Source organism: uncultured Coprobacter sp. (genome assembly GCF_947855755.1).
In the GTDB taxonomy this organism is placed as follows: domain Bacteria; phylum Bacteroidota; class Bacteroidia; order Bacteroidales; family Coprobacteraceae; genus Coprobacter.
Genome location: NZ_CANUAR010000001.1, coordinates 52475 through 79387 on the forward strand (window position 1 = coordinate 52475; position 26913 = coordinate 79387).

22 protein-coding genes are annotated in these 26913 nt (G+C 39.3%); 5 read left to right on the top strand and 17 right to left on the bottom strand.

The genetic code is table 11. The annotated features are described in order from the left end of the window. Positions 1 to 50: 50 nt before the first annotated feature. From dnaJ to ispE, 4 genes are all read right to left on the bottom strand, one after another. Positions 51 to 1208 (bottom strand): molecular chaperone DnaJ, encoded by a 1158-nt coding sequence (gene dnaJ / locus Q0093_RS00145; protein WP_297927890.1) that lies wholly within the window; start codon positions 1206 to 1208, stop codon positions 51 to 53. Between the two features lie 15 nt (positions 1209 to 1223). Then, positions 1224 to 1835 carry a nucleotide exchange factor GrpE gene (locus Q0093_RS00150; protein WP_297927892.1) on the bottom strand — a complete coding sequence of 204 codons (612 nt, stop codon included), beginning with the start codon at positions 1833 to 1835 and terminating at the stop codon, positions 1224 to 1226. 176 nt (positions 1836 to 2011) lie between these two features. After that, positions 2012 to 2497, bottom strand: coding sequence for a ferritin (locus tag Q0093_RS00155; protein ID WP_297927894.1), 486 nt, complete (start codon positions 2495 to 2497; stop codon positions 2012 to 2014). A gap of 70 nt (positions 2498 to 2567) precedes the next feature. After that, complete coding sequence (ispE, locus tag Q0093_RS00160) at positions 2568 to 3392, bottom strand: 4-(cytidine 5'-diphospho)-2-C-methyl-D-erythritol kinase (protein ID WP_297927896.1); 825 nt, start codon at positions 3390 to 3392, stop codon at positions 2568 to 2570. Between the two features lie 150 nt (positions 3393 to 3542). On the opposite strand from ispE, the gene dnaB reads away from it, so the two are divergent. After that, positions 3543 to 5072: a replicative DNA helicase gene (gene dnaB, locus Q0093_RS00165; protein ID WP_297927898.1), complete on the top strand. Its 1530-nt coding sequence runs from the start codon at positions 3543 to 3545 to the stop codon at positions 5070 to 5072. Between the two features lie 117 nt (positions 5073 to 5189). Here the strand turns inward: dnaB and Q0093_RS00170 are convergent, their stop codons facing one another. The 4 genes from Q0093_RS00170 to Q0093_RS00185 form a co-directional block, all read right to left on the bottom strand. Continuing rightward, positions 5190 to 5633, bottom strand: coding sequence for a methylglyoxal synthase (locus Q0093_RS00170; RefSeq protein ID WP_009316617.1), 444 nt, complete (start codon positions 5631 to 5633; stop codon positions 5190 to 5192). A 99-nt stretch (positions 5634 to 5732) separates the two neighbouring features. After that, positions 5733 to 7013 (bottom strand): pitrilysin family protein, encoded by a 1281-nt coding sequence (locus Q0093_RS00175; RefSeq protein WP_297927900.1) that lies wholly within the window; start codon positions 7011 to 7013, stop codon positions 5733 to 5735. A gap of 58 nt (positions 7014 to 7071) precedes the next feature. Further along, positions 7072 to 7812, bottom strand: a complete 741-nt coding sequence (gene kdsB / locus Q0093_RS00180; protein ID WP_297304295.1) for a 3-deoxy-manno-octulosonate cytidylyltransferase — start codon at positions 7810 to 7812, stop codon at positions 7072 to 7074. An 11-nt stretch (positions 7813 to 7823) separates the two neighbouring features. Further along, positions 7824 to 9230, bottom strand: coding sequence for an NfeD family protein (locus Q0093_RS00185; protein ID WP_297927902.1), 1407 nt, complete (start codon positions 9228 to 9230; stop codon positions 7824 to 7826). Positions 9231 to 9683: 453 nt separating this feature from the next. On the opposite strand from Q0093_RS00185, the gene Q0093_RS00190 reads away from it, so the two are divergent. Next, on the top strand, positions 9684 to 10187 hold the full coding sequence (locus Q0093_RS00190; protein ID WP_009316612.1) for an RNA polymerase sigma factor: 504 nt from the start codon (positions 9684 to 9686) through the stop codon (positions 10185 to 10187). Positions 10188 to 10312: 125 nt separating this feature from the next. Here Q0093_RS00190 and Q0093_RS00195 read toward each other — a convergent pair whose 3' ends face one another. From Q0093_RS00195 to Q0093_RS00215, 5 genes are all read right to left on the bottom strand, one after another. Next, the gene (locus Q0093_RS00195) at positions 10313 to 11017 is read right to left on the bottom strand and encodes a hypothetical protein (protein WP_297927906.1); all 705 of its coding nucleotides are present in this window, start codon (positions 11015 to 11017) and stop codon (positions 10313 to 10315) included. A gap of 15 nt (positions 11018 to 11032) precedes the next feature. Next, complete coding sequence (locus Q0093_RS00200) at positions 11033 to 12412, bottom strand: endonuclease (RefSeq protein WP_297927908.1); 1380 nt, start codon at positions 12410 to 12412, stop codon at positions 11033 to 11035. Between the two features lie 101 nt (positions 12413 to 12513). Then, complete coding sequence (locus tag Q0093_RS00205; protein WP_297927910.1) at positions 12514 to 13725, bottom strand: DUF5689 domain-containing protein; 1212 nt, start codon at positions 13723 to 13725, stop codon at positions 12514 to 12516. Between the two features lie 52 nt (positions 13726 to 13777). Continuing rightward, on the bottom strand, positions 13778 to 15031 hold the full coding sequence (locus Q0093_RS00210; protein ID WP_297927912.1) for a DUF5689 domain-containing protein: 1254 nt from the start codon (positions 15029 to 15031) through the stop codon (positions 13778 to 13780). Between the two features lie 19 nt (positions 15032 to 15050). Next, positions 15051 to 18053 carry a TonB-dependent receptor gene (locus Q0093_RS00215; protein WP_297927914.1) on the bottom strand — a complete coding sequence of 1001 codons (3003 nt, stop codon included), beginning with the start codon at positions 18051 to 18053 and terminating at the stop codon, positions 15051 to 15053. Positions 18054 to 18505: 452 nt separating this feature from the next. Between Q0093_RS00215 and Q0093_RS00220 the strand changes: the two genes are divergently transcribed. Together Q0093_RS00220 and Q0093_RS00225 are read left to right on the top strand one after the other, a co-directional pair. Continuing rightward, positions 18506 to 19567: an endonuclease/exonuclease/phosphatase family protein gene (locus Q0093_RS00220; RefSeq protein WP_297927916.1), complete on the top strand. Its 1062-nt coding sequence runs from the start codon at positions 18506 to 18508 to the stop codon at positions 19565 to 19567. Between the two features lie 258 nt (positions 19568 to 19825). Then, positions 19826 to 20716 carry a transporter gene (locus Q0093_RS00225; protein ID WP_297927917.1) on the top strand — a complete coding sequence of 297 codons (891 nt, stop codon included), beginning with the start codon at positions 19826 to 19828 and terminating at the stop codon, positions 20714 to 20716. A 233-nt stretch (positions 20717 to 20949) separates the two neighbouring features. On the opposite strand, the gene Q0093_RS00230 is transcribed toward Q0093_RS00225, so the two are convergent. Beyond that, positions 20950 to 21198, bottom strand: coding sequence for a TIGR03905 family TSCPD domain-containing protein (locus tag Q0093_RS00230; protein WP_297304308.1), 249 nt, complete (start codon positions 21196 to 21198; stop codon positions 20950 to 20952). Positions 21199 to 21384: 186 nt separating this feature from the next. Between Q0093_RS00230 and Q0093_RS00235 the strand changes: the two genes are divergently transcribed. Further along, positions 21385 to 22107, top strand: a complete 723-nt coding sequence (locus Q0093_RS00235) for a hypothetical protein (RefSeq protein WP_297927919.1) — start codon at positions 21385 to 21387, stop codon at positions 22105 to 22107. 235 nt (positions 22108 to 22342) lie between these two features. On the opposite strand, the gene Q0093_RS00240 is transcribed toward Q0093_RS00235, so the two are convergent. The 3 genes from Q0093_RS00240 to Q0093_RS00250 form a co-directional block, all read right to left on the bottom strand. Beyond that, positions 22343 to 23071 carry a YebC/PmpR family DNA-binding transcriptional regulator gene (locus tag Q0093_RS00240; RefSeq protein WP_009316537.1) on the bottom strand — a complete coding sequence of 243 codons (729 nt, stop codon included), beginning with the start codon at positions 23069 to 23071 and terminating at the stop codon, positions 22343 to 22345. Between the two features lie 37 nt (positions 23072 to 23108). Then, entirely contained in the window at positions 23109 to 25577 is a 2469-nt protein-coding gene (pheT, locus tag Q0093_RS00245; protein ID WP_297927921.1) for a phenylalanine--tRNA ligase subunit beta, read from the bottom strand. Positions 25578 to 25816: 239 nt separating this feature from the next. Beyond that, positions 25817 to 26746 (bottom strand): RluA family pseudouridine synthase, encoded by a 930-nt coding sequence (locus Q0093_RS00250; protein WP_297927923.1) that lies wholly within the window; start codon positions 26744 to 26746, stop codon positions 25817 to 25819. Between the last annotated feature and the right edge of the window lie 167 nt (positions 26747 to 26913).

Below are 26913 nucleotides of genomic sequence, written 5' to 3' on the forward strand. Positions count from 1 at the left end.
TAAATAATCGCAGATGCCGTATTACTATTTTTAATTCATATCGCCACACGTTAATCGAACATGTGTTTCAACTTGCTGAATATACGGTCTTTCACAGACTTAGAAGGCGTAAAGTTGGAAGCACCTTTCATTTTCTCTATTTCCTGTCTTTCCGATGTACTTAGGCTCTCCGGCACATATACCGAAACATTTACCAACAAATCTCCTACACCGTAACGGTTAATAGATGGCAAACCTTTCCCTCTCAGTCTCAACACTTTGCCCGGCTGAGTTCCGGGTTCTATCTTGACTTTCGCCTTACCGTCTATCGTCGGGACTTCAAGAGTCCCTCCCAAAGCCGCTGTCGGGAAATCAAGAAGAGCATTGTATATTAAATCATTCTCATCACGTAATAATTCAGGATGCGGTTCTTCCTCTATCACGATCAACAGATCACCGTTTACCCCTCCATGCCGAGCGGCATTTCCTTTTCCGCTCATTGAAAGCTGCATTCCTTCAGCTACACCCGCCGGAATATTCAATGTGATAACCTCATCTTCCTTTAAAATGCCTTCCCCATTACAAACATTGCATTTTTTGGTTATAATGCGACCTTCCCCTCCGCATGTGGGACATGTAGTCGTCGATTGCATCGCACCTAAAAATGTTTGTTGTACCTGAGTAACGACACCGCTTCCATTACAAGTAGAACATGTCGTGTAAGCTGTACCGTTCTCAGCTCCTGTTCCATGACACGCCTTACAAGCGACATATTTTTTTACCTTTATTTTCTTTTCGACTCCGGTCGATATTTCTTTTAATGTAAGTTTTACTTTTACCCGAAGATCCGATCCCCGATTAACATGACGTCGTGTTCGGCCGCTGCTACCGCCACCGAAGCCGCTGAATCCGCCGAAACCGCCACCGAAGATATCTCCGAAATGAGAAAATATATCTTCCATAGACATTCCTCCGGCGCTGAATCCGCCACCACCGGCTGCACCGTTCAACCCTTCATGTCCGAACTGGTCATAACGACTCCGCTTATCAGGATTGCTCAATACTTCATAAGCCTCGGCAGCTTCTTTAAACTTCTCTTCAGCTTCCTTATCGCCGGGATTTTTATCCGGATGATATTGTATAGCTTTCTTACGATATGCTTTTTTTATCTCCTCGTCCGTTGCATTCTTGGCAACATCCAGCACTTCATAATAATCTCGCTTAGCCATTTCTTACCCTTTCAATTATTCACCGACAACAACCTTGGCAAAGCGAATCACTTTGTCATTCATCGTATATCCTTTTTGCACACAATCGATTACCTTGCCTTTCATCTCAGGACTCGGAGCAGGGAACGTCGTTACAGCCTCATGATATTCTGTATTGAAATCTTCATCTTTGGCTGGAATTTCTTTTATACCATGTTGATCAAGGAAAGTCTTGAACTTATTATATATCAAAGTCATACCTTCTTTAACCGCCTCAATATCCGTACTTTCGTTAATAGCAAGTAAGCCGCGTTCAAAATCATCTACTAACGGTAACATCCGTTTCAGACAATCCTCGCCGCCGCTTTTGATAAGATCAGCTTTTTCACGAAGAGTTCTTTTCCTATAATTTTCAAAATCGGCCATCAGCAACAACTTGTCCTTATTAAGCTGTTCGATTTGTACCTTCAGCTCTTCTACTTCTGCTGTCAAACTGGCAGCATCAGATGCCGTATCTTCTACTTCAGGAAGATTCTCATCCGCTACATTCTCCGGAACTTCAGAAGTTTCAACAGCAGCCTCTTCGGTCGATTGAGCACCTGACTTCTCATCATGTATCTCATTCTTTTTGTTCTTTTTATCACTCATAGCTATCTATATTTTTCTTTTCTTATCAAATTTTACCGAAGCATTCAGAGAGATGACTCTACAAATTATCGTCACTTGACAAAATACCTCAACTCCTGTTCAACAAAAATGCTGCCAAATAAGAATCGGCAGCATTTTTGTCACCTCTGCGAGGTTGTTTTGTCAGTCTTTATATTTTAATATTTTTTAATAAGCTCCACATCCATCATATAATATCCGTTTTCGTTCGTCATACGCTTTAGGTAGGTAATAATCTGAGAAATCTCGGCTTCTTCTTTCACTTGGTTGAGCACGAACCAATCCAATACAGCCCGCGTAGTTCTATCCTTTTCATCACAAACAACACCAAGCAAAGTATCAAAAGTATCCGTAATCCGCATTAGATGTACCAAAACCTGTTCAAAAGATTCTATGGGATCACCAAAATCAGAAGGGATGTCCACTATATCTTGCAACTCGACTTTTCCTCCTTGTTCTATTACATAATCCATCAGTCTCAAAGCATGCCGATGCTCTTCCTGATGCTGATATTTCATTCGTGCAGCAAATCCGGGATAACCGGTTTCCGCAAAGTGAAGGGATATGGCCAAAAAGAAATGAGCCGACCATATTTCGGCATTAATTTGAGCATTCAAAGCTTCTTCTACCCGTTTCTTCAACATAATAACAATATATAAGTTCTCAGAAATTCTTCTTTGAGCTTATAACAGTTTAACGGGCAAATCGTTCAGATCAATATTGACACTTTCCTTGCCAGACAAAACATCCGGAAAAGCTATTGTCTTGCAACTCCGGTAAATCCCTGAACAAACCATAAACCGAAGAACCTGATCCGGACATAGATGCATAAACAGCTCCAATATCATACAATCGAAATTTTATCTCTGCAATATCCGGATAATGAGAAAATACGCTCTGCTCAAAGTCATTCGTCATAAGATTTTTCCACTCTTCCACAGGTCTCTTTACAATTTCGGATAACGGTATCTTCGGTTGCCCGGGCTTCACCAAAGAATAAGCTTTTGCCGTAGCAATCATAATATCGGGCTTGACAAGCACCAGATAATAATTTCTTAGAGTAAGGGAAACCGGTGTGAATTCATTTCCTATACCCGTAGCCAATACCGGTCTATTCAAAAGGAAAAAAGGACAGTCTGCCCCTAAACGAGCGGCTAAAGACAATAATCTTTCTTCTGAAACAGGCAACTTATATTCATCCTTCAAAAGACGGAGCATAAATGCGGCATCCGATGATCCGCCTCCCAAACCTGCACCAAAAGGAATCACCTTATGTAAGTAAATATCTATAGCGGGTAAATCAAAGCTTTCTTTCAATAAATCATAAGCCCGAATTATCAAATTTTTATTCGGTTCTCCGTCTATTTGTAAACCTGAAATATGCAAACAAGCATCCGTTTTTCCGGGTAAATCGACAACCTCCAATGCATCTTCCAACGGAATAGGGTAAAAAATCGTCTCGATATTATGATAATTATCCGGACGTTTTGCGACAATATTCAGTCCGAGATTTATTTTTGCATTCGGAAATGTAATCATAGCTTAATTGGGTTTATTTGCAAAAATACAGATTATTTATCCATATTTCGATAAAGATAGAGAAGAATAATCCGTTAATAAGATTCTATTTCTTAATTTTGTCAGGCTAAAAAGTTTATCTGCATTTGCAATATATCTTCAATTTTACTCATGGAACAGAAACGTAATTATCGATCTGCAAAAAATAATTTACCGTCTATCACCGACTTAGGAAAACTTCAGCCTCAGGCAAAAGAACTCGAAGAAGCGGTATTAGGAGCTCTTATGCTTGAAAAAGATGCTTATTCTATCGTCAGCGATATTTTAAAACCGGAGTGTTTTTACGAACATACTCATCAGCTTATTTATTCGGCCATCGTAGATCTGGCACTCAGACAGCAACCTATCGATATGCTTACCGTTACCGAACAACTCCGGCGGAGAGGCGAATTGGAAGAAGTCGGCGGCGAATATACGATAACCGTACTTACCGGTCGGGTGGCTTCTGCCGCAAATATAGAATTCCATGCCCGCATTATCGCGCAAAAATATCTCGCCCGCGAATTGATCCGCTTTTCCAGTGAAATACAAACCAAAGCTTTCGATGAGACAAATGATGTCGATGACCTGATGCAAGAAGCCGAAGGCAAACTATTTGAAATATCTCAACGAAATGTAAAAAAAGATGTCACTCAAATCAACCCGGTTATTAAAGAAGCGCTCAATATTCTGGAAATCGCATCGAACCGAAAAGACGGATTAAGCGGATTGCAATCGGGATTCCATGATTTGGATAAAATGACATCGGGTTGGCAAAACTCGGATTTGGTGATCATCGCCGCTCGTCCTGCAATGGGAAAGACCGCATTTGTTCTGTCCATGGCAAAGAATATGGCCATCAATTATAATACTCCGGTGGCTATCTTTTCTCTCGAAATGTCTAATGTACAATTAGTTAACCGTTTAATCGTAAATACTTGCGAAATTACCGGAGAGAAAATAAAAAGCGGACAATTAGCGCCATACGAATGGGAACAATTAATGGCAAAAATCAAGGACCTCTACGACGCACCTATCTATATAGACGATACACCGAGTTTATCGGTGTTCGAACTCCGCACCAAGGCACGAAGACTCGTCAGAGAGCACAATATAAAGATGATCATTATCGACTATTTGCAGCTCATGAATGCCAGTGGAATGAATTTTGGAAGTCGTGAACAAGAAGTAAGTACGATCTCCCGATCATTAAAAGGATTGGCGAAAGAACTGAATATTCCTATCATCGCTCTTTCCCAGCTGAATCGTGGTGTAGAAACCCGACAAGGCGACGGAAAACGTCCCCAATTGGCCGACCTGCGTGAATCGGGTGCAATCGAACAGGATGCCGATATGGTGTGTTTTATCCACCGTCCGGAATATTATAAAATAACCGAAGACGAAAAAGGAAATTCCCTGATCGGACTTGCAGAAATAATCATAGCCAAGCACCGTAACGGTGCTGTAGGCGATGTGCGATTACGTTTCAAAGGAGAATATGCAAGATTCCAAAATCTTAACGACGATACTGAGATATACGGAACATTCGGATCAGGGATGAACAGCGGAAAAACATTTTCTTCCGCTCCTATTCCTTCTCATACGTCTTCTAATGCCACAGAAGATTTTCTACAACAACAAAATAATGATGTCCCGTTCTAAAAATCTATTTCCCGAACAATATTGCAATTCCGAATAAAATTTCAAATATGTGAAATAAAGCAAGAATAGCGAGGGAGGAAAATAACTTTTCCTCCCTCGCTATTCTTATTTTCCGAATTATCTTTTAAAATACACATATTTCGGCTCAGTAGGCACATAATCGTCATTGTCCCATAGCGTGCTCGTAATCATTAAATCGGCACTATAACGGTTACAAGCAATAGGTACATTATGAACCCGACACTGACGAAGCAGCATTTGAATGTCCGCTTCATGCGGCTGAGGATTCAAATCATCGATCAGAAAAACAGCCAGATTAATCTGATGCTTTACTACCATCGCCGCAATTTCCGCATCTCCACCGAGAGGACCGGAATTCATACAAGTTATATCTGCCTTTATCCCATGTTCATCAAACGCTTTTTTAATCAAACTTCCGGTAGTACCGGTACACACCAAATGATGTTTAGAAAGCAATTCGGCATTATGCACCGCCCATTCGACCAAATCGGCCTTACGATTATCATGTGCAACTAATGCAATAGTCAATGTTTTATTCATAATCAACACCTTTTTAGTTAATAACAAAGATAAGGAATAATTTGTTATTCTACCATTTCAGCAATACGAATATAATATTATATAATAGATAACTCTCTATTACATTTGACCGGCAACCGAAGTATAAAATTTATCTCTGACAAAATATTTGCAAGCAACTTCTTGTAACTCCTCCGGCGTTATATGCTGAACAGTCGTAAATTGTCTGTCATAATATTCAAAATCGAGTTGATTTGCAATCAAAGAGATATAAGCATCACAAACAGAAAACGGTCCATCGAAAATGCGTGCCAACTCTCCCGACAGATAACTTTTTACCATCTTCAATTCTTCCATAGGCACTTTCTCCTCCCGTAACCTCTCTATTTCATTAAACACCTCTTCTATAAGAGGCCGTACATATTCCGTACCGGTTTGCGTCAATACAGAAAGATAAGCATCCTCTTTCAAACCGATTACAGAAGATGATATTCCATAAGTAAAACCTTTATCTTCACGAATATTCAACATAAGACGACTTCCGAAATATCCACCTAATACAGTATTCAAAATCCTAAGTTTCATATAATCGGGATGAGTTCGGCTGATTACCGGCATACCGATTCTCACAGCCGACTGCAAAGCTCCGGGTTTCTCAAAATACCTGAAACGCTCCTCCGACCGTATAATCGGATAAGTCTTCAGCCCGGTACTTATCACAAAAGATCCCCTTTTCTGTCCGAAACAATCGGAAACTCTATCGATCATAGACTCCGTAACTTTTCCCGAAATAACGATTTTGCAATGTTCAGGACAATAAAAATTTCTATGATATATCTTCAAATCTTCTATAGTCAAACGATCGTAATCCTCAACTTCTGCCGGACGACCATAAGGATGATTCTTCCCGAATAATTGTCCGAAAAATTCCCGATTTACTAAAGTCTGCACCTTTTCTTGTTCAACCAATAATCTTTGCTTACTCCGTTCTATATACGTCCGAAATTCTTTCTCCGGAAACACAGGGTCATAAATGATAGACTCGAGCATAGGCAAAACTTCCGCGAAACTCCGATTCAACGAATAGAGTGTCATATATGAATTGTGATAAGAGACAGAACTTTGCAACCATGCTCCGTAAAAATCGAGTTTTTCTGCAATATCGACAGATGTCAGCCCCCTACATCCTTCCCTCAACATGGCATTAGCAGCTTCTGCAGCTAACGGAACATCCTGTTCATATCGTCCGGCATTGAACATTATATCGATACGGTTCACTTCCTGATCTCCCATATCGATCACGTATAACGGAACTCCATTCGGAAGAATACGGCAATCTGCCTTAGGCAATGTTAATAAATCGAAGTCATGTACTTCCGGCTCTGTTTTCCGGTCAAGCATATTTATAATCTCCTCTAATAAATTATTCTTATTCTTCAAATAAAATCTCAAAGAAACTCTATAAATATTTCAAAGCTCTTTCGAGATCTTCCGGCGTATCGATTCCTATCGTTTCCTGCGTCGTAATTCCTACCTTTATGCGATAACCGTTCTGCAGCCATCTCAATTGTTCCAACGATTCGGCTATTTCAAGCGAAGACTGAGGCAAGGCAGTTATTTCAGACAATATATCTGCCCGGTAAGCATACATACCTATATGCTTATAGAAAGTATGGTGATCGAGCCATGTATCATATTTATAATTACGAATATACGGGATAATAGAACGGCTGAAATAGAGTGCTTCATTCCGATTATTCAGTACGACTTTGGGTGAATTGCTATTGAACAAAGCATCAAAACCGTCTTCTTTCGTAAACGGCTTTACCAAAGTTGCGATTTGCGTTCCCTCAGACTCAAAACACTCCATAATCGCCTCTATTTGCCGAGTTTGTATAAACGGCTCATCGCCTTGTATATTGATAATGACATCTTCTCCCTCTCCTATACGGGAATAGGCTTCGAAACATCGATCTGTACCGCTTTTATGATTTTCGGAAGTCATCACGGCCTTTCCCCCGAAAGAGTGAACCGCATCAAAAATACGCCGGTCATCCGTAGCAACATAAACCCGATCCAAAACAGTCTTTACCTGCTCATATACCCGTTGAATCATATATTTGCCTTTCATATCGGCAAGCGGTTTTCCCGGAAACCGAGTCGAAGCATATCGTGCCGGAATAATCCCTATAAATTTCATAAATCTCGTTTTTATTTCTCTTTATTATCGATAGTTACTACATATAATTGCGCATTCTCCACTTTGACCACCCGTACGGATGTACCTCGTTCAATAAATTTATTATATAAAGAAACCGCATCATAATCATCATTCCCGATACGAACTTTTCCGGAAGGTCGTAAAATCGTTGTCGCTATACCCTCTCTACCTGCCAAATCCATATACTCCGGAGATATCGCGATAAACCCTTTTTCCACAGGTTGGGACGAATCTAACGCAAGACGATGCAAAATCCCCTTACGTCCGATTTTATGAGCCAGATAAATCACCAGAATAAAAGCACAGACAAGTCCGGATATTACGGTAAAAATACCACGATTCATTTCTCGGGAAGATACCCCTTCAAAATCAAAATCCACATTATTTACCAACGCAAGAACAAGCCCGGCAAGCATGCAAATAATACCCAATATACCCGCCACTCCAAATCCGGGAATCACAATCAATTCCAGAACCATCAAAATAACTCCGACGATAAATATTAAAATCTCCCAACTTGCCGCCAGTCCGTCCAGATACAAAGGTGCAAAATAAAGTATGGCAGCAATCAAGGCGGCAGCAGATGGAAAACCGATGCCGGGAGTTTGCAGCTCAAAATAAATTCCTCCGATAATTATCATTACCAAAATCGCCTGCAACGCCGGATTGAGTAAAAAACCGATAAGATTATCATATACAGACGGTTCGAACGTCTGCAACGTATATTCCGGCACACCAAGCCGTTCGGTCACTATTTCATGAACATTATTCACGATTGCTTCATTATATCCCCATTTAAGAGCTTCCTGAGCTGTTAACGTAAGAACTTTGGTAGAATCTACCAATCCGGGAACAATAATTCGGGTATCGACCATTGCTTCTGCAATAAGAGGGTCTCTTACCCATTTGATAACCGTATCGCCCGACAAGGTAATTGTCGTGTCTTTTCCGTGAGCCTCGGCAGTAGAACGAATCGTCGCCCGCATATAAGACTGATATTTATCCGGCATAGCTGCCCCTGTTTCATTTACAACAGTTGCAGCACCGATATTTCCTCCGGGACGCATGTAAATACTGTCACAAGCTATAGCGATCAGCGCACCGGCAGAAGCCGCATTATTATCGATAAAAGCATATACCGGTATCGTACTGTTCAGGATAAGAGTTCGTATAGAATCTGCATGAACGACAGTTCCCCCGTACGTATTCAGATGCAATATTATTCCTTGCGCATTATGATCTACTGCTTCCTTATAACCACGCTGCATATACCTCCACGTAGTACTTCCGATCTCTTTTTTAATATCGATCTTATAATACAACGGTTTTTCACCGGAATATCCTACCTGAATGTAAGTAAATAGTGAAATAATAGTTATAATCCAGAACTTTTTCATCACTTATACGTTATATAAAAAGATGTGTCCGATTTCAACAAATGGATACAGACTATTTCTGTTATCCGCTTTTCTTTCGGAACGCATTGCCGAAGTTACGATTTTTATTCAGAAAAAAGCGAATAAAAACGACAAACTCAGATCTTGAAAATCAAAATTCGACCATTGAACATAAATTATTTATATTAACCAAAAAACAAAATCTACAACAATGAGAAAAACTACAAGTCAAACAGATCTCGAAGAAGAGGCATCAAACAAGCAATCAATGTCAAAATGCCCTCAAAAAAGCTCAACACATTTCAAAAAAGCACAACTTTTGTTATTTAACTATACAAAAGGGATTTTTTTAAGAAAATATTTTTTGAACTCTCCCTTTATCTTAATAACTTCGATAAAAGAGCAGTAGCAATATAAGACAATATCAATTAATTAATCTAAATTCTTGAATGTATGAATTCAAATTCGTTTCAACAGAGATTGTTGGGATTACAGGACAATCTGCTAAATTTTGCTTATATGCTGACATCGAACCGGGAAGAAGCAAAAGATCTGCTTCAAGACACTACATTAAAAGCCCTCGATAATGAGGAGAAGTATATCGATAATATAAATTTCAAAGGTTGGGTATTTACAATTATGCGGAACATTTTTATAAATAACTACAGACGCATAGTCCGCAATCAGACCATTGTCGATCAAACCGAAGATTTATATCATCTTAATCTCCCTCAAGAATCAGGATTCAATACTCCCGAAGGCTCTTTTACCGTGAAAGAAATTACCAAAGCAATAAACAGTTTTACGGACGAATACAAAGTTCCGTTCTCTATGCACGTGGCGGGATTCAAATATCATGAAATTGCAGAAAAGATGGAGTTGCCGTTAGGCACAGTCAAAAGCCGCATCTTCTTTGCCCGTCAACGTTTACAAGAAATGTTGAAAGATTATAAGTAACGCTATTTTAAAGCCTGTCTCATCTTTTTATTGGGAAAATTCCAGACTTTATACCGAAACAAGCAGGGTGACCGAGAAATAAATTTTCTTCGAGTCACCCTGCTTGTTTTATCAACGGTTAACGATTAAAATCCGTCGGCAACTAAACGAATATCTTGTTGAGAACCTTCGAACTCGAATGTTATCCAATACCTTTTATCGGAAATCTTATTTAAAACGACTTTTTTGGCAATCAAAGAACGATCCGGTTGTCCGGCTTCACGAATCAAAACCAACCCGTCTTCCAATATTTCCCCTTCTTCTGCAAAGTCACCGGAAGCGCTTATCCGAAAAAAAGTCGCATCATCTTCCAACGGAGCATAATCCCAGACAATAGATTTGCTTTTTATCAAACCCAATGCGTCAAATCCCTTCTCTCTCGAGAATAAATATCCCTCTTCTTTTTCCGGATATACAATATCGCTCTTCCAGCCTTCGATACGGACATCCGTTTCCTTATAAAAATTTCCGGAGACAGTAACAGGGCATGAGACAGTATATTCTCCGGAAGATACCGTCAAAGTTCCTTTACCGGCCTGTATCCCCTTGACTCGAATTACATTCCCTGAGACTCCGGCACTCGCAATATTTTCGGGTGCTATAGAAGCCGTAAAACTCTCTACACCGGAAACGGTCACCACGACAGCCTCTCCCTCTTCTACAATAATCTCAGAAACATCGAGCTGTATTTTGGGCGTATCATTTTTATTTTCATCCTTGCAAGAAGCAAAAAGGATAGAAAACAAAAATAAAGTCATTATTCCCACATAATTTATATTGTATATTTTCATCATTACCTGTTTTTATCATTTAACAACAACCTGCACCGACCCGCAACCGGATGAAGACTTCCACCTTAATGTATGTGTACCCTTACCGGCTTTTTCCGGAGTAAAGACATTCGCACTCACCCCATCGCCTTCCCATGTACAACCGGGAAGCGTTTCACTCAATTTCAAGGCTACTCCCGAATCACTCAAAGAATATTCTTTTTTCAATCCCACAGGAACAACCCGCCTTATCGTTTGAGGAATGGATACTCCTCGTAATTCAACAGCAACCGAAGCGATATTATCTGCAGCCAACGTAAGCGTTGCCTTATGCAATCCGGCTGAAGAAGGCATATAAGCAGCACTGACATTCGTCCCGGCATTCACCTCATCAGCCGAAAGCGCCGATACAGAAAAAGAAAACATATTTTTATCTTCACCATCAAGGATCAACGATACGGCCGATGCAATTTGTATTCCCTCAATCCTGAATGACTTCTCGACAGACTCTCCGACAGTCGAATTCGGAAAGATAAAATAATCTCCGGTCTGCCAGTTCGTAATTCCCGCTCCCAAATAAAAAGCCTCGTCCGTCTTCGTACCCCAGATATATTCGGCAAGATCAGGAAAATCTATAAACGGATTACGGTTATGCTGAAACTTATAAACACCTTCATTCCGGTCTATCTCTTTCTGGCTGACAGGATCTTGACGACTCCACTCCAACAATAAATCACGGGCATAATCGGTTAATGTAGGATAATCGTTTCTCTGGAACATTCTTGTACCGAGACTCACCCATGTATAATCTTGATAACAAGTTACAAAATAAAAATACATCCGGGCAAAATCTCCCTTATACTCATCTGCCGGTTCAAATATATTCGTTGGCATACCATTGATATATCCGGTACCGACTTTCGTAACTCCGTTAGTCCAAGATTGAGTAGTAACCACTCCCAAAGGATAATTGCTTTTCTCTTCGTTAGCATCGGCATCGGCCGGTGTCAAGTGGTGTAAATCATACGATGCCTCATACTTAAAACGTGTAAGCGGAGTCGTACCGTTATAATCTGCCGCATCTCCCCACCAACTCTTCGGTACGGAATGCTCGATATTCATATTTTTCGTTGCTCCATAACTTCCCGACGTAAAATAACGTACCGTATTGGAGTACATATCCCAAACTATTCCTCCCGGTTTGGCATCGCTATACCGGAACACAGACCAAGTTCCGCCCATCCCGCCTCCATATCCGATACGGGTATGGTCTTTGAGTAATAAATGAATAGCCGTTTTCAGCTCCCGTTCTTTCTTTCCATTTAATGTAACAGGATAATACCCTTCGGGAATTTCAGCACGGATAAGACCGAAGATCGATAAGAATAAAAAAAATATCTGAAATTTTTTCGACATAGGTTTATAACTCCGAAATTAATTAATAAAGCGAGCAAATATACTGAAATAAAAAGAGCTGACCAAACGGCCAGCTCTTTTATTATCTTAAAATCTGCGATTTATTTTATATCATCAACATTACGAATATTTAATTGAGGTGTGTTATAATTAACACCAGCAATACCCGTAATTGTTTTTACCCCGGTAGGAACTGTTTCTGAATAAAATTTAGCATATCCAGAAACATACGAATTGATTGTTGTTTCACCGTCCTTAATCGTATTCGTTGTTGCTTTTTTATCAGCACCAAACGTACCCGTATCAAGTTTAGGAATATATTCTCCCTGTACTGTAACCAAAGTTGACTGCCACTGATCAATGTTGTCTATTACTTCAGCCACAGTTGTCTGACGAGGAGTTATCGTTCCCGTACCTACCTTCCGGATATTAACCAAAGGTACACCGTTCAACTCCAATAATCCATTATAATTTTCCAACGACAAATCTTTTACTCTGACCTCAATCTTATCTCCGAGATTAAATGAAGCATTTTCACTACAGAACACAACAATACCGCAAGAGTTATCTTCGGCCGCAACATATATCTGCTTCAAAGAAGAAATATTATTGTTTACAACATCCGAAATCACCACACCGACAAGTTTTTTATCTTCGGTGATGGTAATATCAGAACCTTGATGCATAGCTCGAACATCAGCAATAGATATTTCAGGAACATTAAAATCTCCATCCGGATCTATTATAGCACCGAATTCCTCACTGCTCTCTACCAATATCGCATAAGAAGTACTTTTCATTCCGACCACACCAAAATATTTCTCAAGGTTTCCTTGTAAAATTACTTCTTTACCCAAAACTTTAGCAGCATTACCTTCGGTAATCAGATTCAAACCTGTACGCAAAGCACCGGGATTCAATTGTACGACAAGACAATTGTTCACATTTTTTTCATCTGCGGTTGCTGCAATCAAAATATTCTGACCTTCGGTCAGAGGTTCACCAGATACACTGGTTCCACTAAACGGAGCCTCGAATTGAGCTTCTTCCAAATCTCCACTGGGAACTTGTCCTACAATAAACCCTTTTACGAACTTATAATCGGTGTCTTGATTTTCTTTTGCTGCGGCAACATTCCAAGGATCTGCATAAGTACCGCTACCCGAGGGAGTAACAACACCTCCTTCGTCCGAACCGCCACTGCCTTGTCCGCCATCATCAATCCATTCATCGTCATCATCGCTGTCACAAGATGCAAATCCGACCATCGAAACAGCAAGAAGCATCCACACTAATTTTCTCATTGCTTTCATAGTTAAACTCAATTTAAATTATAATTATTGGTATATTTATATTGTCTTATTTTTATTGGGGTCTTTCGCCTTCGGCATACTCACGAGGACCATTATAATATTCAAACCCTTCGAGATCATCCAAAGAACGAAGTGTCAATTGATATTTTCCTCCGTAATTATCATTCTTATCATGAAACCATCCCAAAATAGCCGTTACAGTTCCTACACTTCCCTTTTTCGGAATAAACGTTTCGGCAAAATGGGCATATTCACTCGTCGAAATATATAGCGTTCCCGTGCCGTCCGATACCTCTCGAGACATTGGATAACCGATATTATATTTCTTACTCATATCATAGGTAGAAGGTGCAAAAACCGGACTCAACTGATGGGCATTTACATTCCCTGTTTTCTCGATAGAACGACGTAATGAAACAAATTCGGTCTTTAAATCAGCATCTCGATCATTTTTCCATGTAAATTTAACATTCTCGATTTTGATCAATCGTCCGTACCAAGTAGAATCCAAAGTTGCAACCTGAGCCATTGTCAATACTGCATCATGAGGGATTGTAACCTTGCTTTTATCCGGTAACCCGATACGTTGAAAATGGTCATACACCATGGAATAAGGAATACGTCCCGGTTCATAACGGGTCTTGTCATCGTTCCGGAAAGAGTAAACTCCTAATTGCGGCATTTCGGCATAACGTCCCATCATCAAACCGTTACATTTCACGGCAACCACTTGCCCCAACGGGAAAACACCGCTCAAACTTCCGGCATCTATCGCTACTTTCAACGATTGGCGAGTATTCAAATCTTCCAAAACAAAATATTTGTAAATATTCGAGGCTGTATCACAAGAAATAATACGTCCCTTTATATAAATATCTTGCGGACCTTCGATCGGATTCAGTGTAAAGAGATCCTTATAGGTATCTCCTTCTTCCCGATAAATAGTAAATTTCTTACCTTTATACTCGATCGGCAATTTAAGACGCCCGTCAACATATTCCGCTCCGACAATCGGGTATTCCACATTACTTTGATTAACAGTATAATAAGCATTTTTTATGCTCCCTGTTGCTCTGTCCAGCGGTGCATGGTAATGCAATGTATCGTCTTTACCGAACACATACAAGCTATCGATTCGGTCATACATTGCCACCAACTCGCCGATAGACATATTTGCCGGCCAAACCCGAGGATCGTTTTCCGGTAAAACCGCCATTTCCTGCGTGATCTCATCATAATCATTCACACACGAAGTAAATGATACTGCCGTCAATAATGCACAAACTATATATTTAATCTTTTTCATAACTATTCTTCGCTAAAATTTAGAACTTGTACCCGAGATTTAAGAAACAATTGAATCCCCATGCATAATAATATTTATTCGGATAACGATCTACCAACTGAATATCTTTGGTCTGACTCTTATTATTACGAGCTATACGTCCCTGCTGGTAACCGCCGGTAACCATATCTTTATTATTCAAGATATTACTAAAGCTCAAATTAATATTCAACGATTGCTTGCGATTATTCAGATAAAGAACTTTCCCGACCGAAGCATCCAACATAAATCCGCCTTTCAGTTTTTCCTGAGTACCGAACATTTCCACCAAAGCCTTATCTTGTGCGTAAATTCCCGATTTAATCTCCTCTGCTGTATAAGCTCCACGCTTACGATAACCGCTATAAGTTATATTTTGTCCGGCTTCATCTTGATAAGTACCTCCATAATAGTTCATTTCGGTAAAATGAGAAGGAGAGAAATCGAGATAATTATTATCGAAATATGAAAGCGTTATATCGGCAAACCACATTTTCGGATGGAAATAATCCAAAGTTATACTGGCTGCTAATTGAGGACCGTTATTTATCTTCAAATCTTTGATATATACTCGTTCACGAATATCCGACTTTTTAGCGGCTTCAGCATTTACAGGCAGTTCTCCGGTCAACAGGTTCGCACCGTTTTCTGCACTCATCGTTCCCATTGCGTCATCGGTATAACGATAATCACCGTAAGTTCCCGCTAATTCGACAGAGAAGCTATTGTTCAGTTTTACGGAAATCCCGGCTTCGACACCCATATAACGTTTATTTACACCCGATAACGTATGGTTAATGTATGTACGGAATTCATCATTGTAGTATCCGGTACCTTCCACTCCGTCACGGGTAATCGTATGGAATCCTGTAATACGCCCTTTAACAATCGGAGTCGTAAACTGGTAAGTCAGGTCATAAGAATAAATTTTTTCAGAAGGCAAATCTTCCAAACGATACTGTTTCGGATTCTTCGGATTCACCACGACTTTTTGTATTTGCGTGTCCTTAACACGAGGGGCGACATAAGCATACCCGGCATAAGGAGCGCGAGTCTCTACCAAGCCGTTCAAAACCAAACGTTGGCGACCGTTGATCTTATATACCAATCCCGCCTTGAAACTCGGATCATAAAAACTTAAAGATTTTCCTTTCCCATAAGATTGAACTCCGATAACCGCTGCACGACCGTTCTCCATCTTTCCTTCACGCCAGAAAGTCGTATAAGTAAATCTCGCCGCATAAGAAAGATCGAACTTCGTCCAATTCCACTCATTCTGAGCAAATACTCCGGCTTTTACAATATGCATGTTATAATCATACCCGAAACGATCCCCTTCTACAATTTTCCGATTCGGATGACGAAGGTCGTTTTGTATGATCAACATATTCCCGGTAAAGTCGCGTTCGGCAAACTGGTCGATATCGATCCATTGATTACCGCCTAACAAATCGTTCATCGTTTTGTAGTGCATACCCCTCGAATAGTTGGCTTCGACTCCTGCCGTAAGTTTAAGACGACGGTTTATCTGATTTGAATAAACAGAGTTCAATGCCGTAGTCATCAAATCGTTATGACGTTCTTCCAATACATATTTCGCACTTCCGTCAGGGTTAGCGACATTATTCAGATAATTGGACTGATACAAGGAGTTCCAATTGATTTGCGTTACATCCGTATTATTATTTACCCATTGCCCGGTCAGTTCATCCACCAAGTCCTGATCGACATTACCCATTATCATGTCCATGTGATTTTGTTGGTTTTCAAGACTATACGATCCAAGAACATCATTGATTTGATAACTCGGCAAATTGCGGTAATAATCGGGACGCGGATCGGCTGCATTATAAAAACCGAGAGCCGTATTACTGTAATTGCTATAATGGAATCCGAAACCGGTTTTCAAATTTTGCTTATCCGTAATCTTAAAATCCCAATTGGCAACGACAGTAGGATCGAAGCTGTTCACCACACGAGAACTTCTTTTTTCTCCATTCTGATATCCCCAATACGGATTATAATAAATACCTCTGAAATCATAAACCTCCTGAGTCACTGCAGCCGATTGCGAACGTTTTGTAGGAGCTCCGTAAGTTGCCAATGAAATGCTATGACGATCATTGATCATTTTTTCTGCCGAAAGAAAATAACCCCAAGAATTATAGAATGTTCCTTCTATAATACCCTCTTTTGCCCAACGCCATACTGCAGATCCGGTAAATGCCCAGCCGTTATTCATCAAACCGGTAGAGTGTGTAGCCGTAGCCCGCATATTATACGAACGATTAGAATAGGCAACGCTTGCTTTCGTTCCGGCTGCAAATGCCGTAGCCCGAGTATTGATATTCGTTGTTCCCCCCAGACTACCGAAAGCAAACGGAGCATTTTCAATACCATTAATTACATCCTTATTCCTGAACGCGTCATTCAGTCCGCCAAGGCTCGAATAATTGAAACGTCCCCGTTCCTGATCATTGAAATTGATACCGTTTATATAAGTCGTAGATGCCGACTGGTCATAACCTCTTATAGAAAAACGCATCGGACTGTAATTGTAACTGGCTGCATTCAGATAAATATCGTCTGAAGCCCCGGACAAATAAGAGGACGATTGAGAAGAAGTCTCGTTATCATCATCCAAAACCGATTCATCAAAAAGCTGTATATTCTCTTCTTGCTGACTGGCTTTCTCTACTCTAATTAAGGCGATATTGCCAAGATCGATTTTTTCATCCTTGCCAATCAGAACATTTTGTTGATAAGACTGATAATCTGCCGAAATGACCAAAAGCTCATCGGCACCGGAAGACAAATTTTTAAAAATAAATACTCCGTCTTTTGAAGACGTTACCGAAATGTTTTTGTTTTTTAAAGAAACCTTAACTCCGGCAACCGGCGTCTTAGTTCCAAAGTCTATAAGCACTCCTTTCAATGACGCCTTTTGAGCAAAAGCGGAAACACTGAAAAAAAGCATTATAAACAGCCATAAATTTCGATTCATAAAATACGTAGGTTTAGTTTATAATTTGTTGTTGTTGTGTCTCTATCATACTTCCCTATATTTTTAGGAGCGAAATAGTTGGGCAAATTAATATATTTTTTTTGATTATTCATATTACATTCGCATTATATTTTCTATGCAGATGTGTTAAAAGTAAGTATTTGCTTATCTTTTCAAAAGATGAGACCGTTTGCCAATTATCGATTAAAACTACATATAACACTCATTATAAATGTATTACACGATACATACAGATAAATTCCTTACAATTTTCTGAAATTTCATAGAAACGAGATGTTTATTTCAATTTTTTTTCGAATCTTTGTATTACGATATGCTGTCCTTACGCGGTTTTCAAAATTCGTTTTCCCGTAAAGCATGTTTAGTATGCAGATACCGGTTATAAATTGTAAGGAATAATTTTACAGATTAGAAACTAAATATTTTGACTTATGAAAAAATGCAGCTTACTTCTGGCATTAATCTTTTTATGCTTCTTATCGCTAAGTGCTCAAAACAATGAACAAAGGAAACAATTCGCCGTATATGCCGTTGCTTTTTATAACCTTGAAAACCTGTTCGACACAATCGACCAGCCGGACGTTTTGGACGAAGAATTCACTCCTCAGGGCGGAATGCGTTGGACTTCACTGAAATACAACAACAAATTGAAAAATATGTCTTATGCTATCAGCCAACTGGCTACCGACGGACCTTTTCCTCTACCGAACGGCCCTGCAATCATCGGCATATCCGAAATTGAAAATCGGGGTGTAGTGGAAGACCTTATCAAAACCGGCAAACTGGCAGAAAGAAATTACGGAATCGTTCATTACGACTCACCCGACAGACGTGGCGTAGATGTAGGTCTTATATACGATAAAGACCAGTTTACTCTCGAAAACAGCGATAGTTTCAGACTGGTATATCCGGCCGATACGTCAATGCGTACTCGCGATCAATTATTAGTAAACGGTATCCTCGGAGGAGAACGGGTACATATAATCGTAAATCACTGGCCGTCGAGATTAGGAGGAGAGAAACAATCGAGACCTAAAAGAGAAGCTGCCGCTGCATTGACTAAACATATCGCAGATTCGGTTTTGACCGCAGATCCGAACTCTAAGGTCATTATTATGGGAGATTTGAACGATGATCCGAACAATACCAGTTGCAGAGTCGTTTTAGGAGCTAAAAAAGACCAGAAAGATGTTAAGTCGGGTGGTTATTATAACACTATGTGGAGCTTTTTCGACAAAGGTATCGGATCTTTAGCTTATCAAGGTTCTTGGAATCTTTTCGATCAGATCATTATTTCATCAAATCTTTTAGGTAAAGATCGTTCCACATTAAAGTTCGTCAAAGCAGAAATTTTCAACCGGGATTTCCTAAAACAGACAGAAGGCAAATACAAAGGATACCCCAAGAGGACTCATGCCGGAGGTGTATATCTGAACGGATATAGCGATCACTTTCCTACCCTTATTTATCTGGCAAAAGAGGTAAACCGATAGTAAAACAAAGCGTATCGATTATTCGATAACCCAAAAATCACACACTCTTTAAATGGGTGTGTGATTTTTTTATCTACTCCAGATATTCTCTAATGAAAAAACACAAGAATCAGACAAACAACAAATAATTTGTTATAATCTGAGTCTATCCCAATAATAAATCTTATTTTTGCACCATCAAAAAATTATAAGATATAATATAGTGAGAAACATAATAACATTTTCCGGCTGTTTCTCATTGTATTTTATATAATGACAATGTTGCAGAAACTCAAAACATACATGCTGCCTATCGCCATGATAGTGGGAGCGATATTTTATAAATATGTCGAATTAGTATCATTTTTGACTCCTTATCTTATTTTCTCTATGCTGCTGATCACTTACTGCAAGTTGTCTTTACGCAATATGAATATATCCCCATTACATTTCTGGTTACTGCTTATACAAATATTCGGAAGTTTGCTGGTCTATTACCTCTTGTTACCTCTCGACTCGATGGTAGCAGAAGGCACTTTTATCTGCATATTCGCACCTACGGCAACGGCAGCAGCCGTTATTACAGGTATGTTGGGGGGCGATATAGCCTGTCTGGCAACATATAGTCTTCTCAGCAATATGACTGTAGCCCTAACCTCTCCTGTTATTTTTTCTTTTATGGGCGCACATGGGACGATGCCATTCATGGAATCATTTTTTATTATATGCAAACAGATGATCCCCCTCCTCATTTTACCGTTTGTTGCAGCAATTTTTCTGAGAAAATTTTTCCCCAAAGCACATAATGCTTTACAAAACCGCCAAAGCATATCATTCTATATGTGGGCTATATCCCTCACTATAGTTATGGGAAAAACAGTTTCTTTCATAATCAATCAGGGATCAGGAAATATCAAGGAAGAAATTTTAATCGCTCTTTTCGCACTAATCGCCTGCGTTATTCAATTTATTATCGGGAAATGGGTCGGATATAAAAACAATAATTTAATCGCCGGCGGTCAAGGACTGGGGCAAAAAAATACAGTGCTTGCAATTTGGATGGCACTTATTTATCTGCATCCTTTAGCTTCCATAGGACCAGCATCTTATGTCGTGTGGCAAAACAGTATCAACTCATGGCAACTTTGGAAAAAACAAAAACGACAATAATAAACTGGAATGTGTTTATTGCAAGTCTTTCAGACTTCTTTCAAAGAAAAAAGAACATATAAATAGCCTCAGACAAAGTTCCAAACAGATTCTAAGAGCCTGTCTAAATTTTCCGACAAAAAATATTATCAGGTCATTTTTGTGTTTTCTTCCGTTTTTTTTCCCCGTTTTCACTCGTCAGATAGCCTGCTATCATACTCGGAAGAAATTCTCAAACCTGACCCGAGTAAAATTCAGACAGCCTGTAAAGCCCTTAAGGCCTTGCATAATTGGTCGGGACAAGAAGTAGAACGTACTCCGCAACGAATCCCTTCTAAACGGGAGATAACATCTTCGACTCTCATTCCTTTCACCAAAGACGATATTCCCTGTAAATTACCATTACAACCTCCTTTGAAAACGACTTTTTCTATTCTCCCATCCTGCACTTCTAGCTCAATATCAGTACTACACGTTCCTTTTGGTTTATAGTTTATTTTCATTACATCCGAATATATTTACCGCTACAAAATTATAGATTATAAACGATTAAGACAATAAAACTTTTTAATCTATAAAGTCTTCACAGTACAAAAATCGGGGAATAATAAAATTAATTATCTTTGCTGATATATGAATATCCCATTTCTTCATAAAGGGAGTCTGTCTCGAAAAATATAATTTACAATATGAAAAATATATTATTCATTATCTGCATGGTCTTGTGCAACACATTACTCGCATTCGCCCAAAACAATCAAGAAATTGTATATCTGAAAAACGGAGACAAAGTAAAGGGAATCATCATCGAAGAAATACCCAATACATCTATAAAAGTAAAAACATCGAACGGCAGCATACTTGTCTATTCTATACATGAAATAGAAAAAATCATATCGCCCGAAGATGAAATCTTTCAAAAAAAATTCCGACTCAAACAGTACAATAACAGTCCGACTTATGATAAAACAGGTTACAAAGGATTCATAGATTTCGGAGGAGTAATAGGGATCGGAAATAGAGGAGACGGGGCAATTGCCGTATCAACAACTCACGGATATCAGTTTAATCCATATTTTTTCTTCGGAGCTGGTATCGGAATAGAATACCACATGAATTGGGAGACTTTTTTTATTCCTGTTTTTGCTGATATTAAAACGTATTTTCTCAACAAAAATATATCTCCGTTTTTAGGACTGAAAGCCGGATACTCAGTTTATGACGGCAAAGGTTGTTATATAAACCCTCATATTGGAGTAGCTCTTTCCAGCTCTCCCCGATTCGGTATGAATTTAACAATAGGATATAATATGCAAAAAGCGAAAATCAACGACAGACCGGAAAATAATAAAAACTATAAAGATAATATGGCAATCAACGGAATATCCGTAAAACTCGGTTTTGAATTCTAAGCAACTGTCAAAGAGCCGGTCGACTAAATTTTCCAATAAAAATACTGTCCGGTCATTCTTTCGTTTTCACTTGTCGTATAGTCTGCTATCATCACTGTAAAAGCAATAAAACATTTTCGAAAGAAACTCTCAAATCCGATCCGAGCAAAATTTAAACAGGCTATAAATGAACTATTCAAGACATAAAAAGAGATCTTTAAAAAGATCTCTTTTTATGTCCTATGCCTAAAAGATATTATTCCTCGTCGTCAGCTTCTTTCATATTATGAAAAACGTTTTGTACGTCTTCATCATCTTCAAACTTTTCAAGAAGTTTTTCAATAGAAGCACGCTGCTCTTCCGTCACTTCTTTAGTATCATTCGGAATGCGTTCAAACTCAGCACTTTCTATCTCGAATCCATTTTCTTCAAGGTATTTCTGAATGTTGCTGAACGATTCGAACTCTCCGTATAATACAATCTCTTCCCCGTCGGCCTCAAGTTCATCTACTCCATAATCAATAAGTTCAAGTTCAAGATCTTCAAGAGAAACTCCTTCCTTAGCCTTAATCTTAAACACGCTCTTATGATCGAAAAGGAAAGATAAACTACCACTGGTTCCTAACGATCCGCCGAATTTATTAAAATAACTACGCACATTGGCAACGGTACGGGTAGGATTATCTGTCGCAGTCTCTACTACAATAGCGATACCAAAAGGTCCGTATCCTTCATAAACGATTTCTTTATAATCGCCCTCATCTTTTGATGTCGCCTTTTTAATTGCACGTTCTACATTTTCTTTCGGCATATTGGCAGCCTTAGCATTTTGCATAAGAACACGCAAACGCGGATTAGCATCGGGATCAGGACCGCTGGCCTTCACGGCAATCGAAATTTCTTTACCTAATTTTGTAAATGTACGCGCCATGTTTCCCCAGCGCTTTAACTTTCTGGCTTTACGATATTCAAACGCTCTTCCCATTGTATTTTATTCTTATATTTCTTATTTATATAAACAATTATCTGAGTTTCGCATTAAGCTTCTGTTGCAAATTACCAATAATCCGGTTCATTATCGATTCGATTTGCTTATCATTCAATGTCTTGGTTTCATCCTGCAAAATGAATGAAACTGCATAAGACTTTTTCCCCGATTCCAGATTCTTTCCTTCATAAACATCGAAGAGATACACATCTTTCAATAACTTACGTTCAGTGTCATAAGCAACCTTCTCTATTTCGGCAAACTGTACGGAAGCATCGACCAATAACGCTAAATCCCGTTTCACGGGAGGGAATTTAGAAATTTCACTAAACGTGACTTTATTTTTTACGGCTTCTTTTACAAGGAGAGTCCAATTCATTTCAGCATAAGATACCTCAGTTTCGATATCGAATGACTTCAATATTTTTTTTGAGACCAATCCGAACTTCGCAAGAATTTTTCCTCCGTTCCGCATCGTATAAACCAACGCAGCATCAAATATATCGTCTGAAATCTGAGAAAATTGTAATTTCTTCATATCCACACCCAAACGGGCAAAGATATTCTCTACATACCCTTTCAGCTCGAATACCGAAGATTTTTCATCCGGATGAGCCCAACTTCCCGATACACGATTACCCGTAATCCATAAGCCGAGATGTTGTGCCTCCGAATAAGAGGCCAATACATTTTTCGACGTATCAGCATCCGCATCATAACAATAACAATTTCCGAATTCGTAGAACTTCAAATCAGGATGCCGACGGTTGATATTATAAGCCAAACTTTCCAATCCTCCGAAAAGTAAAGTTTGTCTCATAACATTGAGGTCATTACTCAGCGGATTAAGAAGCGGAACACAGTTCTTTTCAGGATAAGTCGTCAAAGAGGCATAATACGCACTTTTTGTCAAAGAATTATTCATGATTTCATTGAATCCGCATCCGGTCAACTGTTCTGCAATCAAATTATACAACCGATGATTCTCATCTGTTATCGTTTTGTATGAAAGATTAGAATGTACAGAATCTGTAAATTCGACATTATTATATCCATATATACGGAGAATGTCCTCTATAACATCGACATCTCTTTGAACATCTACTCGATAAGTAGGGACACTCAATGTCAGAACTCCGTCTTTTTCGTCTAAGATTTCGATTTCAAGGCTGGAGAGAATACTTTTTACCATATCTTGAGGAATTACCTTACCGACAAGACTGTTCAAACGGTCATAGCTGAGCTCTACCCTGAAATTATCGATTTTGTTCGGATACACATCTACGATTTCTCCCGTTATCTTTCCTCCGGCCAACTCTTTCACCAATAACGCCGCACGTTTAAGTACATAGACTAAATTATTAGGATCAGCACCTCTTTCAAAACGGAATGAGGAGTCGGTATTAAGCCCATGACGACGCGCCGTCTTACGTACCCACATCGGACTGAAATATGCCGATTCGAGAAATACGTCCGTAGTCTGTTCAGTTACACCCGATTTCAGCCCGCCGAACACTCCGGCAATACACATTCCTTCTTTTTCATTACAAATCATCAGATCTCGATCTGACAAAGAACGTTCAACACCATCCAGAGTTACAAATTTAGTCCCCTCCGGAAGCGTTTTGACAATAACCTTTCCTCCCTCGATATGATTCAGATCGAAACAATGTAAAGGTTGTCCGGTTTCATGCAACAAAAAATTGGTAATATCTACAACATTATTGATAGGCCGTAAACCTATTGCCAATAAACGTTGTTGCAACCACTCGGGACTCTCCGCCACCTTTACACCTCGCACCGTAATTCCGCAATAACGAGGGCAGGCCTCAGTATTTTCGACCGATACCGATATGGCTTCTCCGTTTTTATCATCGACAGCAAATGCCTCTACGGAAGGACGTCTCAAGACGGCATCATACCCGTTTTGTTTTAAATAAGCCGCCAAATCACGAGCTACGCCATAATGTGAAGCGGCATCGACACGATTCGGAGTTATATCGACTTCTAATACATAATCACTTTTTACATTATAATAATCTTTAGCTAATGTACCGGGAGCGACCGTATCGGGCAATACGATAATTCCTTCGTGACTATCGCCGATCCCGATCTCATCTTCGGCACAAATCATGCCGAAAGATTCTTCTCCGCGTATCTTTGATTTCTTAATCGTGAATGTTTCGTCTCCCGAATAAAGTACTGTACCGACAGTTGCGACAACGACATGCTGACCTGCCGCAACATTAGGAGCTCCGCAAACAATTTGCACAGGTTCACCGTTACCCAAATCGACAGTAGTTATATGGAGATGGTCAGAGTTAGGATGATCTATACAAGTTAACACTTTACCGATTACCAGACCTTCCAATCCGCCTTTTATCGTTTGTACCTCTTCCACTCCTCCCGTTTCGAGACCTATCGAGGTAAGGGCAGCTGCAACTTCTTCCGGAGTCTGCGAGATATTCAAATAATCTTTCAGCCAATTATACGAAATATTCATTTTGTATATAATTTTAAAGGTTCAGCAGGACAAAGGTTACAAATTTTACTGGTCAGGTAAAGAAAATTCACCTTGCTGCTTATATAATTTATTTTCTCAACGTCATAAAATAATAAAAACAAATGACCATAAAACCGTACTTTAATAAAAAAGTACGCAAAGTTAATAAGATTATTTGTGTTATTAAAAAGTAGCGAACGAAAAGTATTCTCAAAACGAGCCTCTTACCCGGATCTTTTTCATCGGTCTTTTACAATATACCTGAATTTAGCGGGAATCGGCGTTTCAAAAAACATGTCTCTTCTCGTTACGGGATGAACGAACCTCAAACGAGAAGCATGAAGAGCCAAACGCCCTAAAGGATTACATGTAGCTCCGTATTTTTTATCTCCGATGATACTGTGCCCCAGATCTTTCATGTGTACCCGAATCTGATTTTTCCGTCCGGTGGCCAATTGCAATTCTACTAAAGAAAATTTTCCATTGCTTTTGAGCACCTCATAACGGGTAAGCGCATATTGCCCTTCTTCTTTATTCTGAGTAGAATAAACCTCATAAGCGGCATTTTCGGCAAGATAAGAAGATACCTCTCCTTTATCTTTATCGAAAGCACCTTCCACAACTGCAACATAACGTCGATCCAGCACCATATTATTCCAAGACCGTTGCATAGTTTCCTGAATTTGTTGACTTTTGGCAAACATCATCAACCCGGAAGTATCTCGGTCGAGCCGATGGATAATGAATATTCTGCCGGCAGGGTTATCTGCTTTCACATAATCACTAAGTATATGATAGGCTGTTTTTTCCTTAATACGATCTGTCGACATCGAAAGAAGCCCGTATCCCTTATCTATGACAATCAAAAATTCGTCTTCATACACAATGCGTAGACGAGTATGTTTAAATATTCTGAATCCCCTTTCAAAATTTATCGCTAATTCATCACCGGGATGCAAAAGATCATCGAATTGTGTCGTAGGAATATTATTTATTGCAACCTGACGATGGGACAAAAGAGATTTTACGGTGGTCTTACTCTTTTCAGGAAACAACATAAACAGATAGTCTAATAACTTGACAGGACCTTCCTGCACCGAATATGTCTTTATCGAACTTGCCTGATCATGTCCTTTATTGCTTTTTCTATTGTTACGAGTTTGTCTCATGTAAGCATTCTTTTTATTTTAAGTTACAAAGATAGACATTCGGTAATATTTTACAGGGTATATTTCATAAATTCAGAAAAGATATTGAAAAAGTCTGAGAGCCTGTCTGAATTTTGCTCGGGTCTGATTTAAGAATTTCTTTAGAAGATGTCTTTCTGTTTTTATAA

Bases quoted from the DNA above. Each gene is read 5' to 3' on its own strand.
- dnaJ (WP_297927890.1), bottom strand. From the start codon at position 1,208: ATGGCTAAGCGAGATTATTATGAAGTGCTGGATGTTGCCAAGAATGCA.
- Q0093_RS00150 (WP_297927892.1), bottom strand. From the start codon at position 1,835: ATGAGTGATAAAAAGAACAAAAAGAATGAGATACATGATGAGAAGTCA.
- Q0093_RS00155 (WP_297927894.1), bottom strand. From the start codon at position 2,497: ATGTTGAAGAAACGGGTAGAAGAAGCTTTGAATGCTCAAATTAATGCC.
- ispE (WP_297927896.1), bottom strand. From the start codon at position 3,392: ATGATTACATTTCCGAATGCAAAAATAAATCTCGGACTGAATATTGTC.
- dnaB (WP_297927898.1), top strand. From the start codon at position 3,543: ATGGAACAGAAACGTAATTATCGATCTGCAAAAAATAATTTACCGTCT.
- Q0093_RS00170 (WP_009316617.1), bottom strand. From the start codon at position 5,633: ATGAATAAAACATTGACTATTGCATTAGTTGCACATGATAATCGTAAG.
- Q0093_RS00175 (WP_297927900.1), bottom strand. From the start codon at position 7,013: ATGCTTGACCGGAAAACAGAGCCGGAAGTACATGACTTCGATTTATTA.
- kdsB (WP_297304295.1), bottom strand. From the start codon at position 7,812: ATGAAATTTATAGGGATTATTCCGGCACGATATGCTTCGACTCGGTTT.
- Q0093_RS00185 (WP_297927902.1), bottom strand. From the start codon at position 9,230: ATGAAAAAGTTCTGGATTATAACTATTATTTCACTATTTACTTACATT.
- Q0093_RS00190 (WP_009316612.1), top strand. From the start codon at position 9,684: ATGAATTCAAATTCGTTTCAACAGAGATTGTTGGGATTACAGGACAAT.
- Q0093_RS00195 (WP_297927906.1), bottom strand. From the start codon at position 11,017: ATGAAAATATACAATATAAATTATGTGGGAATAATGACTTTATTTTTG.
- Q0093_RS00200 (WP_297927908.1), bottom strand. From the start codon at position 12,412: ATGTCGAAAAAATTTCAGATATTTTTTTTATTCTTATCGATCTTCGGT.
- Q0093_RS00205 (WP_297927910.1), bottom strand. From the start codon at position 13,725: ATGAAAGCAATGAGAAAATTAGTGTGGATGCTTCTTGCTGTTTCGATG.
- Q0093_RS00210 (WP_297927912.1), bottom strand. From the start codon at position 15,031: ATGAAAAAGATTAAATATATAGTTTGTGCATTATTGACGGCAGTATCA.
- Q0093_RS00215 (WP_297927914.1), bottom strand. From the start codon at position 18,053: ATGAATCGAAATTTATGGCTGTTTATAATGCTTTTTTTCAGTGTTTCC.
- Q0093_RS00220 (WP_297927916.1), top strand. From the start codon at position 18,506: ATGAAAAAATGCAGCTTACTTCTGGCATTAATCTTTTTATGCTTCTTA.
- Q0093_RS00225 (WP_297927917.1), top strand. From the start codon at position 19,826: ATGTTGCAGAAACTCAAAACATACATGCTGCCTATCGCCATGATAGTG.
- Q0093_RS00230 (WP_297304308.1), bottom strand. From the start codon at position 21,198: ATGAAAATAAACTATAAACCAAAAGGAACGTGTAGTACTGATATTGAG.
- Q0093_RS00235 (WP_297927919.1), top strand. From the start codon at position 21,385: ATGAAAAATATATTATTCATTATCTGCATGGTCTTGTGCAACACATTA.
- Q0093_RS00240 (WP_009316537.1), bottom strand. From the start codon at position 23,071: ATGGGAAGAGCGTTTGAATATCGTAAAGCCAGAAAGTTAAAGCGCTGG.
- pheT (WP_297927921.1), bottom strand. From the start codon at position 25,577: ATGAATATTTCGTATAATTGGCTGAAAGATTATTTGAATATCTCGCAG.
- Q0093_RS00250 (WP_297927923.1), bottom strand. From the start codon at position 26,746: ATGAGACAAACTCGTAACAATAGAAAAAGCAATAAAGGACATGATCAG.